The sequence below is a fragment of the Ideonella alba genome, from assembly GCF_018069845.1.
Taxonomy (GTDB): domain Bacteria; phylum Pseudomonadota; class Gammaproteobacteria; order Burkholderiales; family Burkholderiaceae_C; genus Ideonella; species Ideonella alba.
In genome coordinates this window covers 23,763-40,890 of the sequence record NZ_JAGQDD010000032.1, presented here as the reverse complement: position 1 = coordinate 40,890, position 17,128 = coordinate 23,763, and the positions used below count along the sequence as shown (strand labels likewise).

General features: G+C 62.6%; 6 protein-coding genes and 2 pseudogenes. 7 read left to right on the top strand and 1 reads right to left on the bottom strand.

Going from position 1 to position 17,128, the window contains the following annotated elements:
- Positions 1-77: 77 nt before the first annotated feature.
- Positions 78-490: pseudogene (locus tag KAK03_RS24095) on the bottom strand (transposase); the annotation flags it as partial.
- A 66-nt stretch (positions 491-556) separates the two neighbouring features.
- Between KAK03_RS24095 and KAK03_RS24090 the strand changes: the two are divergent.
- The 7 genes and pseudogenes from KAK03_RS24090 to KAK03_RS24060 form a co-directional block, all read left to right on the top strand.
- Positions 557-1,414 (top strand): annotated as a pseudogene (locus KAK03_RS24090) (IS3 family transposase); the annotation flags it as partial.
- Positions 1,415-1,880: 466 nt separating this feature from the next.
- Positions 1,881-4,076, top strand: a complete 2,196-nt coding sequence (locus KAK03_RS24085; RefSeq protein ID WP_210857231.1) for a TonB-dependent receptor plug domain-containing protein — start codon at positions 1,881-1,883, stop codon at positions 4,074-4,076.
- A gap of 57 nt (positions 4,077-4,133) precedes the next feature.
- A complete protein-coding gene (locus KAK03_RS24080) occupies positions 4,134-9,176 on the top strand; it encodes a non-ribosomal peptide synthetase (RefSeq protein WP_210857230.1) in 5,043 nt (1,680 codons plus the stop codon).
- Between the two features lie 53 nt (positions 9,177-9,229).
- A complete protein-coding gene (locus KAK03_RS24075; RefSeq protein WP_210857229.1) occupies positions 9,230-11,767 on the top strand; it encodes a lantibiotic dehydratase in 2,538 nt (845 codons plus the stop codon).
- Positions 11,764-12,567 carry a 4'-phosphopantetheinyl transferase family protein gene (locus tag KAK03_RS25550; protein WP_210857228.1) on the top strand — a complete coding sequence of 268 codons (804 nt, stop codon included), beginning with the start codon at positions 11,764-11,766 and terminating at the stop codon, positions 12,565-12,567. Before KAK03_RS24075 ends, KAK03_RS25550 begins: the two co-directional genes overlap by 4 nt.
- The gene (locus KAK03_RS24065; protein ID WP_210857227.1) at positions 12,564-13,871 is read left to right on the top strand and encodes an MFS transporter; all 1,308 of its coding nucleotides are present in this window, start codon (positions 12,564-12,566) and stop codon (positions 13,869-13,871) included. The genes KAK03_RS25550 and KAK03_RS24065 overlap by 4 nt, the downstream gene beginning before the upstream one ends.
- 10 nt (positions 13,872-13,881) lie before the next feature.
- Positions 13,882-17,109, top strand: a complete 3,228-nt coding sequence (locus tag KAK03_RS24060) for a non-ribosomal peptide synthetase (RefSeq protein ID WP_210857226.1) — start codon at positions 13,882-13,884, stop codon at positions 17,107-17,109.
- Positions 17,110-17,128 lie beyond the last annotated feature (19 nt).

The following is a 17,128-nucleotide window of genomic DNA, read 5'->3' as shown; positions in this document are numbered from 1 at the left end:
CCGGGCTGAGGACCCTGGTCGCTTGGGTGGGGAAAATTCGTCCGCCCGAAATGGGGAAAAGTACGGCGCCATTGACATTGATCATCCCTGGCCCTTGGGCTTTGCGGATCGGCCTTCCACGCGTAATAGCCGCTGGGGTGCACCTGCATCACCTTGCACATGCGCCGAACACTGTGCTGGGCCTCGTTCGCCTTGATGAACGCGTACCTCACCCGGACTGCTTGGCAAAGTACGCGGCGGCCTTTTTTAGGATGTCGCGCTCCTCGGTCACGCGCCGCAGCTCAGCCTTCAGGCGCCGCAATTCCTCCGTCTGCGACGCCTGGGCCTGGCGGTCCTGCGCAGGCTGACCAAAGAGCTTGATCCACTTGTACAAGCTGTGCTGGCTCACCCCCAGGCGGGTCGCAACCTCGGCCACCTTGTGGCCTCGCTCGGTGATCTGCTTGACCGCCTCGATCTTGAATTCTTCCGGGTAGTGCTGGTTCTTCGTCATGGCACCTCCTATTGGGCTCAGTTTGAGGCTCGAAGGTGTCTACTGAACCCGGGGCGATTCAAGTCGATCTGCCGTGTGCTGCAGATCGCCCCATCCGCCTACCGGCACCACGCCGCGTGTCAGCGCAGGCCTGAGCTGCGGTCCCATCGAGCCCAGCGCGACGCTGTCCTCGTGCCCGAAGTCGAGCGGGTCTGGCGGGCCAACTTTCAGGTCTATGGTGCCGAGAAGGTCTGGCATCAGCTCAACCGCGAGGGCATCGAGGTGGCGCGCTGTACGGTCGAGCGTCTGATGCGGCTGCAGGGCTTGCAGGGCGTTCGCCGAGGCAAGGCGCTGCGCACCACCATCCCTGACCCGAAGTCGCCGTGCCCGCTGGACCGGGTCAATCGGCAGTTCAGAGCCGAGAGGCCGAATCAGCTGTGGGTGTCGGACTTCACCTACGTCTCGACCTGGCAGGGCTGGGTCTACGTGGCCTTTGTGGTGGACGTCTTCAGCCGGCGCATCGTCGGCTGGCGCCAGAGCAGTTCGATGCACACGGAGTTCGTCCTGGATGCACTGGAGCAGGCGCTGTATGACCGCAAGCCCGACGACGACGGCAGCCTGACGCACCACTCCGACAGGGGCTCGCAATACCTGTCGATTCGCTACAGCGAGCGCCTGGCTGAAGCCGGCATTGAGCCCTCCGTGGGCTCCAAGGGCGACAGCTACGACAACGCGCTGGCCGAGACGATCAACGGGCTCTACAAGGCTGAGGTCATCCACCGGCGCGGGCCGTGGAAGACCAAGCAGGCGGTGGAACTGGCCACCCTGGAATGGGTGGCCTGGTTCAACCATCACCGCCTGATGGGTCCGCTGGGTCACGTGCCGCCGGCTGAGTTTGAAGCCAATTACCATCGGCAAAGCGCTGGTCAGGCCGCGATCGTCTGACTTAAACCGACTGGCCTCCGCGGAACCGGGGCCTATTCATACGAACCCTTGCCCGGTAACCCACTGGAAATTCAGTAGAGCCTCTTCATTTCACCTGCGACCGCATGCACCACGTGCCTTCCTGCTGAACTTGATGAAACGAAAGCCGGGGTTCGCACCGAAAAGTTTTCGTGTAGCATCCGAGCCTGCTCCGCAGTGAAATTGTCGACAAAGGCAATCGGGAGCAAAGTAGAACAATCGTTCGGGTGCTTGCGGGGGGCTTAGCCGGCCCCAATGATGGGGCATCCAGGGAGGCGTCATTAGTAGCATTCCAGTGCCTAGTGCTAAGCTAGCGCCCAGCGTCACGGGCGGACAGGTTCTTTGGGGCCCATTAGTTGCATTCCCCAATCTACGGCTAGTAACGGAGGCGTCAGTTCGCTTGTGGCAGCACGTTGGCGCCAGGATCGTGGTTCGCCCGCAGACCGACATGCATCGATTGGCTGTCGCGCACCTGCCCACAACTGCGACGTTGGTGTATTCGGCTCTTGCTTGCCAGTCTGTTTTCGCTGAAGACCCCAGCCGAACCGCAGCCGCGGCGGATAGCGCCGTCCAACAAGTCCAGGTCACCGCGGCTGCTGACGACGGGCTAGCCGATCAGCGGAGTGCTACTACGGCGCGCGTTACGGTGACTCAGGCGGAACTGACAAAATTTGGCGACACGAATCTTGCAGACTCGATGCGGCGCGTTCCCGGCCTTGAGGTCGTTAGTAGGCAGGGCAAGACCGACATCCGCATGCGCGGACTGGGCAATGGCTACACGCAGATTCTGATCAACGGAGATTCTGCTCCGCCTGGGTTCGCGATCGAATCCTTGTCCCCTTCCCTGGTGGAAAGGATCGAGGTCAGCCGGGTCGCAACCGCTGACCAAAGTACCCAGGCAATCGCGGGCACGATTAACATCATCCTGCGCCAGCCCCCCCGGAAAGCCACGCGCTCGATTCGAGTCACTGCTGGAGGTCCGAAGGGCGAGGAAAGCTACGCTATCAACGGCGAGCTCTCTGGCGTCGTCAACGACTTGTCATATTCGCTCTCGCCCTCGGCCAGCGAAACCAACTCGCGCACGCCCACCACCCTCAATCAAAGCGCAACGGATGCAAGCGGCTTCGAGTTCCTGCGGCGGCATACCGACCAGGAGAATTCGCTGCGAATCGACAAGCTTGAGTTTGCATCGGCCCTCAAGTGGAAGCCGGTTGACCGAACTGTCCTCACGCTGGATCCATGGCTGTCGCTGCGTCGAATCGAAGACCGCACCAGCGACGAACGGATTTCCACAACCGGGGTCGTTCCGACTTTCGCCAGCGACACGCAGTTCTCGCGGATCAATGCCCAGCTCGCTCGCTTTCGCCTCGCGTGGCGGCAGCAGCTGTTCGACGAAGCGGACCTCGACCTCAAGCTCGGGATGAGCCGCTTCCGCATCCTCGGCACGTCGCACTTCGAAGGCTTTGACGAAAACGGCCTCCGCACCCTCAATGAAGACATCTTCGCGACCACCTTTACGCGGACGCTCACTGTCAACGGCAAGTTCCGAGCCCCGGTGGTCGAGGGCCACGCGATGGAATTCGGCTGGGATGGTTCGGTGACCAATCTGTCCGAAGACAGGCGGCAGTTTCAGTCGGCGCCGCCGGGCTATCCGGCCGTCGACCTGGTCGAGATCAATGACGTCAGGATCGACAAGCTCGCGCTATTCGCACAAGACGAATGGGCCATAACCAAGGAGTTGTCGGTCTACGCTGGTGTTCGTTGGGAAACGCTGCTGACGCACGCCTCGGGCAACACCATCAGCACCGTCGACAGCCGGTCAGCGGTACTGAGTCCGATCGTCCAGATGGTCTGGCGCCCGCTCGAATACAAAGACGACCAGCTGCGCTTGGGGTTAAGCCGGACCTACAAGGCTCCTACGCCCGACCAGCTCAATCCGCGTCGGCACGTCGCCAACGACAACACGCCGACCACACCGAACACCAGCGGCAACCCGGCGCTAAGCCCGGAGCTGGCATGGGGCCTGGATATTTCACTTGAACACTATTTGCCTGCGCTGGACGGCATGGTCAGCGCCACGGCGTACGCCCGTAGCATCGACGACGTGACCGTCCAGGAACTGAGCTTCGTCGATGGAGCTTGGGTCGTGCGCCCCTTCAACAATGGCAAGGCCATCACGACCGGCCTGGAGCTGAGCGGCAAGCTCAGCCTCCGGAAGCTGGGCGCGGAGTGGCCCCAAGTCGACCTTCGCGGCAACGTGGGGTGGAACTGGTCACACCTGTCGAACTGGCCCGAGCCCGGCAACCGCATGGTTGGGCAGACGCCGTTCACCTCCAGTGTCGGGATCGACTATCAACTGCCGACCCATCATCTCACCGTGGGCACCAGCCTGACGTATTCGTCAATACGTACGGCCCGCGCCTCGAGCTCCCTGCTGGAGCGTCGTCATCGCTCGACGGTCTGGGATGCGTACGCCCTATGGAAGTTGAATCAGGACACACAGCTGCGCATCGCGCTGAGCAATTTGTCGAGACAACCGACGCTCACTGACCAGATGAACTTGGATGCCAGCGGCACCTTCCAGCAGAGGACCCGAGAAGAGCGCGCGGCAACGGTTCGCGCCACCCTGGAATGGAAGCTCTGAGCAGTTAGCGAAGCTCTTCCTGATCCCACCTCCCCACATCGCCGATTTTCTCTGACGATGGACCCAGCTCATACTGACGCGCCGGCGCGATGCGCGGTCCGCGATTCGAATTCGATACAAGAGCGGTTCGAGCACCACGCGCGAACGTCGCCGGATGCTGTCGCGCTTGTCTGCGGAGCTGCACACACGACCTACGGTCAACTGAACCGTAAGGCCAATCAGTTGGCCCACTACCTGCGCGGCCTCGGCATGACGCGAGGTTCGCTGGTGGGTGTCTGGCTGCCGCGCAGCAGCGCTGCGATCGAAGCCCTGCTTGGCATTCTGAAGGCGGGATGCGGCTACGTGCCCATCGAGGCAGACTGCCCTTCGGAACGTCTGGCACACCAGCTGCGCGAAACGGAGGCACGCGTCCTCGTGACGGACGGACATCGAATCGCGCGCCTGCCCCACGGTATTCAAGCGCGGTCCGTGTGCCTTGACGACATCGTGCCGGACCTCGCGACGCAGAGCCCTCGCGATCCGGTGGGCCAGTCCGCGCCCGGCGACGTGGCGTACTGCATGTTCAGCTCGGGGTCCACCGGCGCTCCCAAGGGCATTCTCACTCCGCACGCAGGTGTGCTGCGGCTGGTTTGCGAGCCGGACTACGTGCATCTGGACGCGAAGGAAGTCCTGCTTCACGCCGCGCCATTGGCGTTCGATGCATCCACCTTCGAACTGTGGGGTGCCTTGCTGAATGGGGGCACCGTAGCAATCCTCGAACCCGGCCCGGTGAACCCGGAGACGATCGCCGCCGCGATCGAGCTCCACCGCGTGACCACAGCCTGGCTGACGGCGCCATTGTTCCATCGCATCGGTGCAGGCCATTTCGAGGGCATGTCGAGCTTGCGTCAGCTTCTTGCCGGCGGCGACGTGCTGATGCCCAGTGCCGTCGCACGCGCGCTGAAGGCCCTGCCGGGCTGCCGGCTCGTCAACGGGTACGGGCCCACAGAGACGACCACCTTTGCCATCTGCGGCACTGTGTCGTCGCAGGAGGCCGCGAGCGCTGTCCCGCTCGGAAACCCGATCAACGAGACCTGGATCCACATCCTCGACGAGCAGTTGGAGCCGGTGCAACCCGGCGAGGTGGGCGAGATCCATATCGCCGGCTCAGGCTTGGCGCGGGGGTATCTAAATTGTCCGGATCTCACCGCCGAAAAGTTCATCCCCAATCCGTACGGCCCCCCGGGCAGTCGAATGTACAGGTCGGGCGACCTCGGCGCGCGGCTCGCTGACGGTCGCATCACGTTTGCGGGCCGAATCGACCACCAAGTCAAGATCAACGGACACCGTGTCGAACTCGGTGAAATCGAAGCAGTGGTCGCCCGCGAGCCCGGTGTCCATGAAGCCGTGGTCGTTGCATGGGAACGCGTTCCGGGCGAAAGGCGGCTAGTGTGCTACCTGACCGCGGCGCCGGGCCGGCGCCTGACCGTCGAAGGACTGCGCGACGGGCTGGCTCACAAGCTGCCGCACTACATGATCCCATCCGCCTGGACCGTCCTCGATGCGATGCCGCATGGCCCAAGCGGGAAAATCGACCGACGCTCGCTGCCGCCGCCTGGATCGGGACGCGACGGGATCGCCACCGCGTACGTCGCACCCAAGCCGGGCCTAGAGACTCGCTTGGCCGAACTCTGGGCGGAGGTGCTCCGTCTGGACCGCGTCGGCAGGCTCGACCAGTTCGCGACCTTGGGCGGCAACTCGATTCAGGCGATCGACCTCAGCTTCCGGGCGGGCCGCAAGCTCTTCGGCGGACATCGGGTGCCAGCGCCTCTGGGCAATATGACCCTCTCCGAATTCGCCCAGGCTTGCATCGCCGTGCTTGATCCACACGGGCAGGACGCGTTCGCCGCGGACTCCGCCGGTAGCACACCTTGCGCCTCGCAGGCTCAGCATCAGGTCTGGTTTCTCGAGCAGCTTGGTGAGGGCTGGCGCGCCTATCGCTTCCACGCGCGCTTCAATTTTCGGGGAGCGCTGGACGTGCCGGCGCTGCAAACCGCGCTCGTCCAATTGGTCGACCGCCATGAGATCTTGCGCACCGCGTTCATCCAGCACGACGGTGAACTCTTTCGCCAAGTGTCACAGCGCCTCGAGGTCCCGCTGCCGGTGGTCGACTTGTCCGCGCTTCCGCTGGGTAAACGCGAGCCTGCGCTGCAAGCCCATATCGCCGCCGAACTCGCGCACCGGTTCGACATTTCACAAGCACCGCTGGCACGCTGGCTGCTGCTGCGAATGGCGCAGGACGAGCACGTCCTGTTGCAATCCGAACACCACTTCTTGCACGACGGGCAATCCTTCCGGATCCTGGTGCGTGACCTGTCGACGCTGTACAGCGCCGCCACGACGGGTTCCGCAGCGGGACTGCCGCAGATCGAAGCGCAGTACGGCGACTACTGCTGCGAAGAGCGTGCATGGCTGCAGTCTGCCGAGTTTCGCGCGCAACTTTCGGCCTGGCGCGGGGCGCTAGCGTCGTCTGACCCCCAGGTTCGCCTGTTCTCGAACCGCCCGCGGCCTCCCCGGCGCCAGGGCATCGGTGCCCAGGCGCGCAGGCCTCTCGCGGCTGAACTCGTGCGCGCGGTCGATACAGTCGCGGCCAGTCTGGGGGTAACGCGTTTCGCGCTGATGTTCTCCGCCTTCGGGCTGCTTTGTGGGCGCCACAGCAACGAGCAACGCTTTGTCATCGGGACGGCATTGGCCAACCGCACTGCGGCAAAGCACCAGTGGACCACCGGCATGTTCGTAAACATGCTGCCGTTGCCGTTCGATTGCGCGCCGAGGATGCCCTTCGAGGCATTCGCACACGCTACGTCGGCCGCCATCGACTTCGCGTTGACGCACAGCCGGGTGCCACTCGGCGAGATCGTCAAGGCGTTGAACCTGTCGGCCACTTTGCAAGGGGAACCGCCGTTCAACGTGGGCTTCTCGTTCCACGATTCCCTCGAAGCCCAACCCCGCTTTGGCGAGTTGGTCGTTGACGTCGACGAAGCGATCGCCATCGGATCGGCCAAGTTCGACCTGGATGTGGTGGTGATTGCCGGCAATCCTGGCAAGGGCGAGGGTCTGGAGCTGCTGTTCGAATACAGCACCGACTGCCTCGACGAAGCGAGCGTTGAGCGGTTGCTCGACCACTACGTGACGCTGCTGCACGCCATCTCGGCCGATAGCCGCCGCTGTCTGCAGGACCTCTCAGTCCTTCCGTCCAGCGAACGCCGGCTGCTGTTGAGAGACTTCGTCGACACATCCGAGGGTTGGGACCTGGACCGGTGTGTCCACGAGCTGTTCGAGCTGCAGGCGGATGCCCATCCCGGCGCGACAGCGGTCGTGGCCGGAGCGCACCGGGTCAGCTACGGCGAGCTGGAGCGGCGTGCTAATCGCTTGGCGCACTGCCTCCGTTCGTGCGGCGTGGGGCCGGAAGTCGCCGTCGTCGCCTGCGTCGAGCGCGGCGTCGAATTGATCGTCGCACTGCTGGGCATTCTCAAGGCAGGTGGCGTCTACGTGCCGCTGGATCCGGGCTATCCGGCCGAGCGGCGCGACGGTGTGCTTGCCGATACAGGTGCGCCGGTCCTATTGACGACGGCGCGGCACGCGCCGGCGCTGCGTTCTTCGGCCGCACGCGTCATCGTGCTGGACGGGGGTGATGACAATCTTTCTGGCCAGTCGTCCGAGCGCCCGCTGAACGTTTCCCGGCCTGGCCATCTGGCCTATTGCATCTTCACGTCCGGATCGACCGGGCGCCCTAAGGGCGTTGGCGTCTCGAACCGATCGCTCGTGAACCATGCGTGGTCGCATTGCACAGCGTGCGCGCTGACTGCTTCAGACCGCGTTCTGCAGATCTGCTCATGCGGCTTCGACGCATCGCTGGAGGAGATCGTGCCCACGCTGCTTGTCGGCGCGACGCTCGTCATCGCGCCGCCGGAACTGCGGGCGCCCGACGAAGAGTTCCTCGCGTGGATGGCCGCGGAAGAACTCACAGTGCTGGATCTGCCGACGGCGTTCTGGGCCGCCCTGGTGACGCATGCCGATGACCGAAGCCGGATCCCGCATTCGGTCCGGATCACCGTGATCGGCGGCGAGGCCGCGAAATGGGAGCATGTCGAGCGCTGGCAGCGCTTGACCCGCCATCCGGACTTCACGCTGTTCAACACCTACGGCCCGACTGAAGCCACCATCATTGCCACGCGCGGCCGCGTTGACCCGACCGACCGTCCGCCGTCGGGCACAAGTGTGCCGCTGGGCCGCTCGATTTCGAATGTGCGCGTGTACGTGCTCGACGCCAACCTCGAGCCGACGGCATTCGGCGTTCCGGGCGAGATCTGCATCGGCGGCGCTGGGGTTGCTCGCGGCTACCTGAATCTGCCCGGCCTCACCGCAGAGAAGTTCGTCCCCGATCCTTATGGTGCGCCTGGCGAGCGTCTGTACAGGACCGGCGACCAGGGCTTCTACCGGCCCGACGGCAACATCGAGTTCCTTGGAAGAACGGACAGCCAGGTCAAGATCCGCGGCTTCCGGGTCGAGCCCGGCGAAGTTGAGGCCGTCCTGGTCGGTCTGCCGGGCGTACGCGGGGCGGCGATCTCGGCTCACCCGGGCGGCTCGGGTGACCTCCAGCTCGTGGGCTATCTGGTCACCGCTGATGGCGCGGCGTTGGACCTCGACGCCGTCCGTGCGCAGCTCGCGCAGCGCTTGCCGGAATACATGCTTCCGGGTGCCTGGGTCTTCCTGCAGCACCTGCCGCTCAGCCGCAACGGCAAGGTCGACCGTTTGCAGTTGCCGCCGCCAGAGCCCTCGAGTGCCGACCGGGCGAGCATCGAGTGCCCGGCGGTCGACGCTGAGTGCCCGACGCTGCCGGAGGTCATCGAGATTCTGCGTGAGCTGATGCCTTCTATCGCAATCGAACCAGACGATGACCTGCTGCGCAATGGCATGCATTCGGTGCAGCTGCTGCGCCTGGTCGCGGCCTGCAAAAGCCGACTGGGCGTGCAACTGAAGGTGCGCGACCTCTATCGGCTGGCCACCCCACGCGCCATTGCGCTCCATATAGAAGACATTGGGGTGACGTTGGTATGAGGCGGGCATCTACCGGGCCGGTAGTACATCGCGCCATCGCGATCCCAGCCCACTTGACCCCGGCCAGTCCGCAGGGCTGGTCATACTGGCGCGACATCGAGTTTCGCAGCGCTGGTTTCTCTGCTTCGCTGATCGCCGGTTTCGCTTCTGCGGACGCGGCGCGGACGGCAGACGAAGTCAACGGGGTCGAAACGCGCGTTGCCATTCTGCGCAAAGCCGCGCTCAAGGCGCTCAGAAGCCGGACCGAAGCCTTGCGCGAGCGCATACGGGCTCCGGGTCTGAACGCAGGCGCGCCAGCACAGGATGCCGCGCAGCTGCGCGACCTGCAGCGGGGCCTGCGACAGGCTTACCGCACAGGCCACAATACACCGCTGCTACCTCACCTAAGCACCGTCATGGCCGAGGCGATGATCGAGGCCGAGGACCTCTTGAGAGCAGCTCGCGCACGATACGAACATGTCCATGTGCAAGCAGCCCGGCGATCGCGCGAATGGGCCGCAACGATTGCCCGTCAGGAGCGCTTTCGGGAAGCCGTGGCATGGCAAAACCTGAAGGCGCTGCACCAATGCGTCGACCGACTGCTGGTCGATGTGGTCGATGATTCGGCGAAGTTGCGCCAGGCCGAGACGCTGGTCACCGCTTATGCGCAGCGATATTCAATCAAGAATGACACGATTGGCTTCTTCGGGCCCGAGGCGTGGGCACTCTTCGCTGAATCGCCGGGCCACATCAGCTGCGCCCTGGGGCCTTCTTTCCTCCAGGCGCGGCATGTGTATTTCGAAGACTGGGCGATTCGCGCTTATGCAGAACGTTTGTCCGCAGATTTGCGCTATCGCCATTGGCAGACACCTCGCTTAGCACCGCAGTTGAGATGGGATGGTGCTCGTCTTCAAATGCCGCACGGTCACGCCGTTGAGCTAGACGAGCGGTCTGCATCCGTCGTGGCCTGCTGCGACGGCGTCGCGCTCGCGAGCGACATCGCTGCTGCCCTGTGCGCCAACCCGTTCGGGCCCTTCGAACAAGAATCGGAGGTCTTCGCGACCCTGGAGGCGCTGGCCGGCTCGCGCCGGATCGTCTGGGAGTTCCAGGTCCCTGTGGGCGAACCTCGACCAGAGCAGCCGCTGCGGCGCCAACTGGAGGCAATCGACAACGAATATCTAAAGCAAGAAGCCCTCGCTGGACTTGACACGCTAGAGCAAGGACGTACGGCGCTGGCGGCAGCGGCTGGAGACGCAGATGCGGTTGCCGATGCCGTGGCTGCCTTGAATTCGGCCTTCGAGCGAGTGACTGGCGTTGCCGCGGTGCGAGCGCCCGGGGAGACCTATGGAGCCCGTACGATTGTCTACGAGGATTGCCGGCGCAACCTCAGTATCAGTCTCGGCATCGACGCACGCGCGAAGCTGCAAGCGCCGCTGGACTTAGTGCTCAGTAGCGCGCGCTGGTACTGCCATCAGCTCGCGAAGCTGGCACGCGCGGCGATGCATGATGCCTTCGACCGTTGTGGCGGCGTCGAGGCTGTGCCTCTCGTCAGATTCTGGTATCTCGTTCAGGACTTGTTTCAGGGGCAAGCCCTTGACACATCGTCGCTGCAGCAGGAGCTAGCCGCGCGCTGGGCATCCATCCTTCCTTATGCCGACGGCGACCGACAGCTCGTGTTCCCAGTCTCTCGCGTGCAAGCCGCTGTCGAGCAGAACTTCATTGCCTCTGACTGTGGCTGGCGCAGTGCGTGCCACCAGAGCCCGGACATCCTGGTCGCTGCAACGGATTCAATGGCGGCCAGGCGTGGCGAACTGTCCTTCGTGCTCGGCGAACTCCACATGGGGGTCAACACTCTTATCAACCACTCAGCCTGTCAGCAGCATCCGGATCCATCGTCGCTGTTGGCAGCCTTGCGCGCCGATCTTGGCATGCCGCGTGCACTTCCCCTGTTCTCGCGCGTAGGCTCAGGCCAACCGGTGCGGGTTCAGGTCGTAGCCGAACCGGGCGTCGACCGGGAGATCTGCTTTTCTCACGACGCTTGTCCGCTGGATCCTGCGTCGGCCATTGCCGTAGGCGAGCTGATCGTCGAGCGCGTGGACGGCGAATTGGTAGCGCGGACCCATGACGGCCGGTTTTGTGCCGACATTCTCGACGCATTCGGTGAGTCGATGTCGACGCTGGCGGTAAACCAGTTCCGGATGTTCAGTCCAAGTCCCCACGTGCCGCGGATTGCCATTGGCGACTTGGTCGTGCAGCGCGAATGCTGGCGCGTCGAGTGTCGGCAGCTGGCGGGCGCTTGCCAGGGCGGTGACGCAGAGGCTTTCCGGTTCATGCGCCGTTGGAAATCGCAGAACCGGCTGCCGGAGCAGGTCTTCGTGAAGTCGCCCTGCGAGGTCAAGCCCTTCTACCTGGACTTCTGCAGCCCCGCGCTCGTGCGGCTGCTCATCAAACAGGTGCGCGTCGCTTTGGACAGTAGTGCATGCGCCGACGCATGCCTCGTGTTTTCGGAGATGCTGCCCGGCATGAATGCACTGTGGCTGCAAGACACCCAAGGCGAACCGTACACGAGCGAGTTTCGCGTGGTGGCGGTGCATCAGGATGATCGGGCATGACAGAAGATAATCGCTTCCACCTCTTGCCCAGCGGGGGAGCGGGCTCTGCGGGCGGCTCGAGCTTGGCGGCTACCGCCTCTTGCCTTGCGGAACTGGATTTGGCATGTCAGCGCGTGCCCCATGCTTTGCCAGCGTCGTGCTTCGGCGCGGCGATCCCGATTTCGGTCTGCAGCACCCTGGCGGACGCGTTGCATAGCCTACTTCCGGCGGAGCTGAGGCTGTCCGTGCCTAGTCGACGGGCTTCCTTTCTAGCCGGTCGGCTTTGTGCTGGGCGGGCACTCGCCCAGTTTGGGATTGGCTGGCCTGTGTTGCGAGGCGATACGGGTGAGCCAGTCTGGCCAGACGGCAGTGTCGGGTCGATCTCCCACACTAGTGAGATGGCCTACGCAGTCGCCGCGCCAGCTAGTGTGTGCGCCGGCATTGGGATCGACTCGGAGCTAATCGTCGATCACGCTGGATTCGCTGTCATTCAGGCCTTGTGCTGCACGGATCGCGAACGCCAACAGTTGTTCGACGGCTGCGACGACCAATGGCGGGCCACTGCTCTGTTCTCTGCCAAAGAATCGCTTTACAAGGCGATCCACCGCCATGTCCGTCGTTTCGTCGATTTCGACGAGGTTGAGGTTCTGTCGATTGAGGCACGGCCAGGCCACGCGATCGCCTGGCTTTGCGCCGGTGCCCTTGGCCCGGAGTGGTCCGAGCCGATCGAAGCCAAGATCACGACGATCGAACGCGCAGTTCATACAGTGGTCATGCTCCGGCATGGTCTTCCCCTTCCTCCCCGCCCTCTAACACCATGACCGAAGGCCCCACATCGGCCGTCCCACGATCAGCGTGGGTCTTGGTCGCTACACGCGGCATCAGTACGCTTGGGTCGACCCTGACATCGTTTGGGCTGAACGTCTGGATCTTCCGTCAAACCGGGTCGTTCCCGATCTTTGCTGTGCTCAGCACACTGGCCGCGCTGCCCGAGATCCTCTTCGCCCCATTCGCGGGGCTCATCACAGATCGATGCGACAAGAAACGCCTGCTGCTGATCGCCGACGTTATGTCCTTGGCGATGATCTGCGTCATCTGGCTTGCATCCATCACGGGTGAACTCAGCGTTGTCCTTGTGGCGGTGGCAATGATGTTGCTAAGCCTGACGTCCGAGCTACGCTGGTCCGCCCTCAGCCCAACGATTTCTGAACTGGTGCCAAGAGAGGACTTGGCGAGAGTCAACGGCCTACAGCAGGTGTTTCGCGGTATCAACGTTGTGTTGGGTCCACTGCTGGGCGCCTTTGGCCTGACACTGCTCGGCCTCAACGGGATGCTTGCACTCGACATCCTGTCCTACATTATCGGCATCGCAGGGATCCTGGCCATCCGCCCGTCCTCCCGTCCCGCTGACAAAGCCGCGCGCGGAGACTCGACCGGATTTTGGGGTGAGATGACCTATGGGTTCCGCTGGGTCTTCGCCCGTCCGGGTTTGCGTCGACTGTTGCTGTTCTTCATGTTGATCAACATCGGCCTGACAATTTTTGTGGTCACCATCACGCCCTACCTCCTATCGTTCAGTGACAACCGCAATCTTGGATTCACCTTGGCATTTGAAGGTGCCGGCGCTTTCACGGTGGGTGCCTATTTAGTCAGGCGCCGGGTCGCCATGGATCATGCCAATGCCGTACTTGTCGCCGCGTTCTTCCTCGCGATATGCATGTTCGCATGGGGCATCGCGCGAGACACGCGTCTATTGTGTGTACTCGTCCTGCTTATCGGGGCGGCGACCTCACTGATCTCAGCGTGCAGCCAGACAATCTGGCAATCCAATGTGCCTATCGCTACGCAAGGCAAGGTTTTCGCCGTGCGCACCGTCGTCGCGTATGGTCTGACGCCGCTAGCGACCCTGAGCTCTATTCCGCTCGCAAATACCGTCTTTGGCCCAATCACTCAAACCCTAGCGCCATTGGGAGCCACCTGGGGGGCAGGGCTCACCGGTGCCTTAGGCTCCTTAATCTCGGCGTGCGGGCTGCTGATCGCCTTCTGCACCGCAGGGCTGTGGTGGCAAGGCGGACTGCGCGTTTCGGAGAGTCCCCTGAAGGTCGCCGATGCAACCGCATCGTGAGCTTGTACCTATGAACAAGTCCAAACTCACTATCGCCCAGCAGGGCCTCTGGTACCTGTGCCAAAGCGATGCAGCCACTAGCGCGGCCTACAACATGGTATTTGCCTTTGCAAGCGCTCAGGCGGTCGACACGGCGCTGTTGGAGCGTGCGCTGCTTGTGTTGTGCCGCCGTCATGAGTCGCTGCGCTCGGCGATCACCGCCCAAGCCGGCGTGCCAAGCTTGAGCATCCAAGACGCAGATGACCTGCATGCCGTACCGGTGACTCTCGTACACGCGCCATTGCGCGATCTGGCGCTTGCTGAGACCGAGCGCCCCTTTGACCTCGCGGTACCGCCGCTGTTGCGCGCATTGGTTGCGCAGCCAATCGTTGGAACCGACGGCGGCGTCGTGCTGAGCTTCCCGCACATCGTGTTCGACGGCGCGTCAGCTGAGGTCTTTTTGGACGAACTTGCAGCCGTGTCCAAAGCGCTGGCCGAACATCGCGAACCCGCGTGGCTGACCCAGCCGCTGATCGCCTCTGAGTTGGCACGCGAGGAGGCCCGCTATTGCGAATCGCAGGCCGGACACGCTGCACTTCAGGCAACGCTCAGTCGGCTTGCCGGTATCCCCTCGCGTGTCGCACTGCCGCTACTCAGTGAGTCACGCCACCAGGAGACGGGGAGCGCGATTTCGGGAGTTGCGGAATTCAGCCTCGACGTCGAAGCCGTCAAACGTATCAACGCAGCCGCGCTGCGCCACCGGATCACGCCGACCGCATACCACCTCGCGGCTTTCGCTGCGCTGGTGCACCGCTACTCCGGCCAAGCCGATTTTGCGATCAGCATGCCTGTGAGTAATCGCCAGTCACCAGAGGCTGTTTCCGCAATCGGCTACCTGACCAACCTTGGCATTGTCCGGGCCCGCATCGATACCGGCGACACGGTTCGCGGTCTGCTGGCTGGCGTGCAGGACCAGTTGTTCGACCTCATGGAGAGCGCCGCGTTGCCCTTCCCTCTTGTTGCCAGAGGGATGAAACGAGCCGGCCACAGCATCCAAGGGCCCCTGGTGCAACTTGGCTTTGGTTATGAGGCAAAGCCGGTACCCCCTCTGTGTCTTGCTGACCAAAGCCTCCCCCCTGTCGAATGCGTTCCCAAATTCGTAAAGAACGAGCTTACGTTGGATATTCGGGAGGACTCATGTGGCTTGCGCGGTTGGCTGTTGTACGACCGCGGGCATCTTGATGCTTGGCTTGTTCAGGCCATGGCGCGTTCATACGCCGTGTTGGTCGAAGAGTTGGCGGCCGCCGCACCTGACAGTCCTGTAGCTGCTCTGCGGCTGCTGACTGAGCCGGAGCAGAACCAGATCCTGCTGGGGTGGAATGACACTCGGATTGACTTCCCGAGAGACAAATGCATCCATCAGCTGTTTGAAGAGCAGGTTGAGCGCTCACCAGATGCAACAGCCGTGGCAATGGATGATAAGCAGCTGAGCTACTCGCAGCTCAATGCCAAAGCCAACCAGCTGGCGCACCACCTCAGGTGCCAGGGAGTCAAACCCGACACACTCGTGGGGATCTGCTTGGAGCGCGGCCTAGACATGGTCATCGGGCTGCTTAGTATTCTTAAGGCCGGCGGAGCATACGTACCGCTCGATGCCGACTATCCGGAAGAACGCGTAGCCTACATACTCCAGGACACTGGAGCGCAAATTGTGCTCACGCAGTCATCCCTCAAGGCTCGCCTGCCACGTTCAAGCTACGAGATCGTTTGCCTTGATTCAGACTGGTCCGATATCGGCAGTCATGTACACCTCAACCCACAGACCTTAACGTCTTCGCTGAATTTGGCGTACTGCATCTACACGTCGGGCTCAACAGGAAAGCCAAAGGGAGTCCTGGTTGAGCATGGTGCCGCCGCTTGTCACTTGCTGGAGCGAAGCAAAGCATACCGTTTGAAGCCCGGGACGCGATGCTTGCAGTTGGCATCAATCAACTTTGACGTCTCTGTCGAGCAGTTGTTTTCACCACTGGTATGCGGAGCCACAGTCATACTGCGGGGCCGCGAGATTTGGAGTCCGCAGGAACTGCTTGTTCAGGTTCGCAGGCAGTCGATCGGTGTGGCCGACATCCCGGCAGCCTATTGGCATGAGTATGCCCGGAAAAATCTTGCCGACCTGGAGTCACTGCCGCTAGACACATTGATTGTCGGCGGGGAGGCTGTTCGGGCCCAGGCCTGCCGGGGAATTACCCTCCCGATGAGGGTTATAAATGCCTATGGGCCGACCGAAGCGATCGTGACCGCGACTCAGTACATGCTTAGGCCGTTGCATATGCCGTCCGGCCCACTCATACCAATCGGGCGCCCGACAGCGCAACGGAAGATTTACATTCTTGATGGCAATCTACAACCGGTCCCCATTGGCGTGACCGGAGAACTGCATATCGCTGGCGCTGGATTGGCTCGCGGCTACCTGAACTGTCCAGTGCCGACAGCGGTGAAGTTCATTCCCAATCCCTTCGATGAGCCTGGTAGCCGAATGTACAAGACCGGGGACTTGGCGCGCTATCTGCCCGACGGCAATATCGAGTTTCTCGGCCGAATCGATCAGCAGGTCAAGATCCGTGGCTTCCGAATTGAAGTGGGAGAAGTTGAGGCTGCGCTGCTGGACTGCGCTGGAATTGGTGATGCCGTTGTGACCGCTCGCGAGGACGAGCTTGGAGACAAGCGACTGGTAGCGTATGTCGTACCTCTTTCCGGAATGCTTGATATCGTTGATTTGCGTACCCAGCTTTCGGCTTTCTTGCCCGAGTATATGATCCCGTCAGGCTGGGTGTTCCTGAACAGCTTACCGCTAAACTCAAGCGGCAAGGTCGACCGCAATTCCTTGCCGGCACCCGAGTTGTCGCGTGATTCGCTCGGAACGGGCTATGTCGCGCCGCGTAACACCAGCGAAGAAATGTTGGCAGGAATATGGATCGAAGTGCTTGGTGTCGAGCGCGTCGGCGTGCACGATAACTTCTTTGCCCTCGGTGGCCACTCGCTGCTAGCAACTCAGATTGCCAGTAGGCTCGCCGAAAAAGGGTATGGCGACATCGGGCTGCGCCGCCTGTTCGACCACCCTACGATTGCGGCGCTGGCGGCTAGCATTGACCAAGCGACGGGGGCCATATCCCCTCCGGAAGTTCCTACCATCACCCGCCAAGCGCGTAGGCACGACGCGATGCGCACAGCCGACAGACAATCATCTTCACTGCAGTAGGTAATCGAGGAGTAACCAA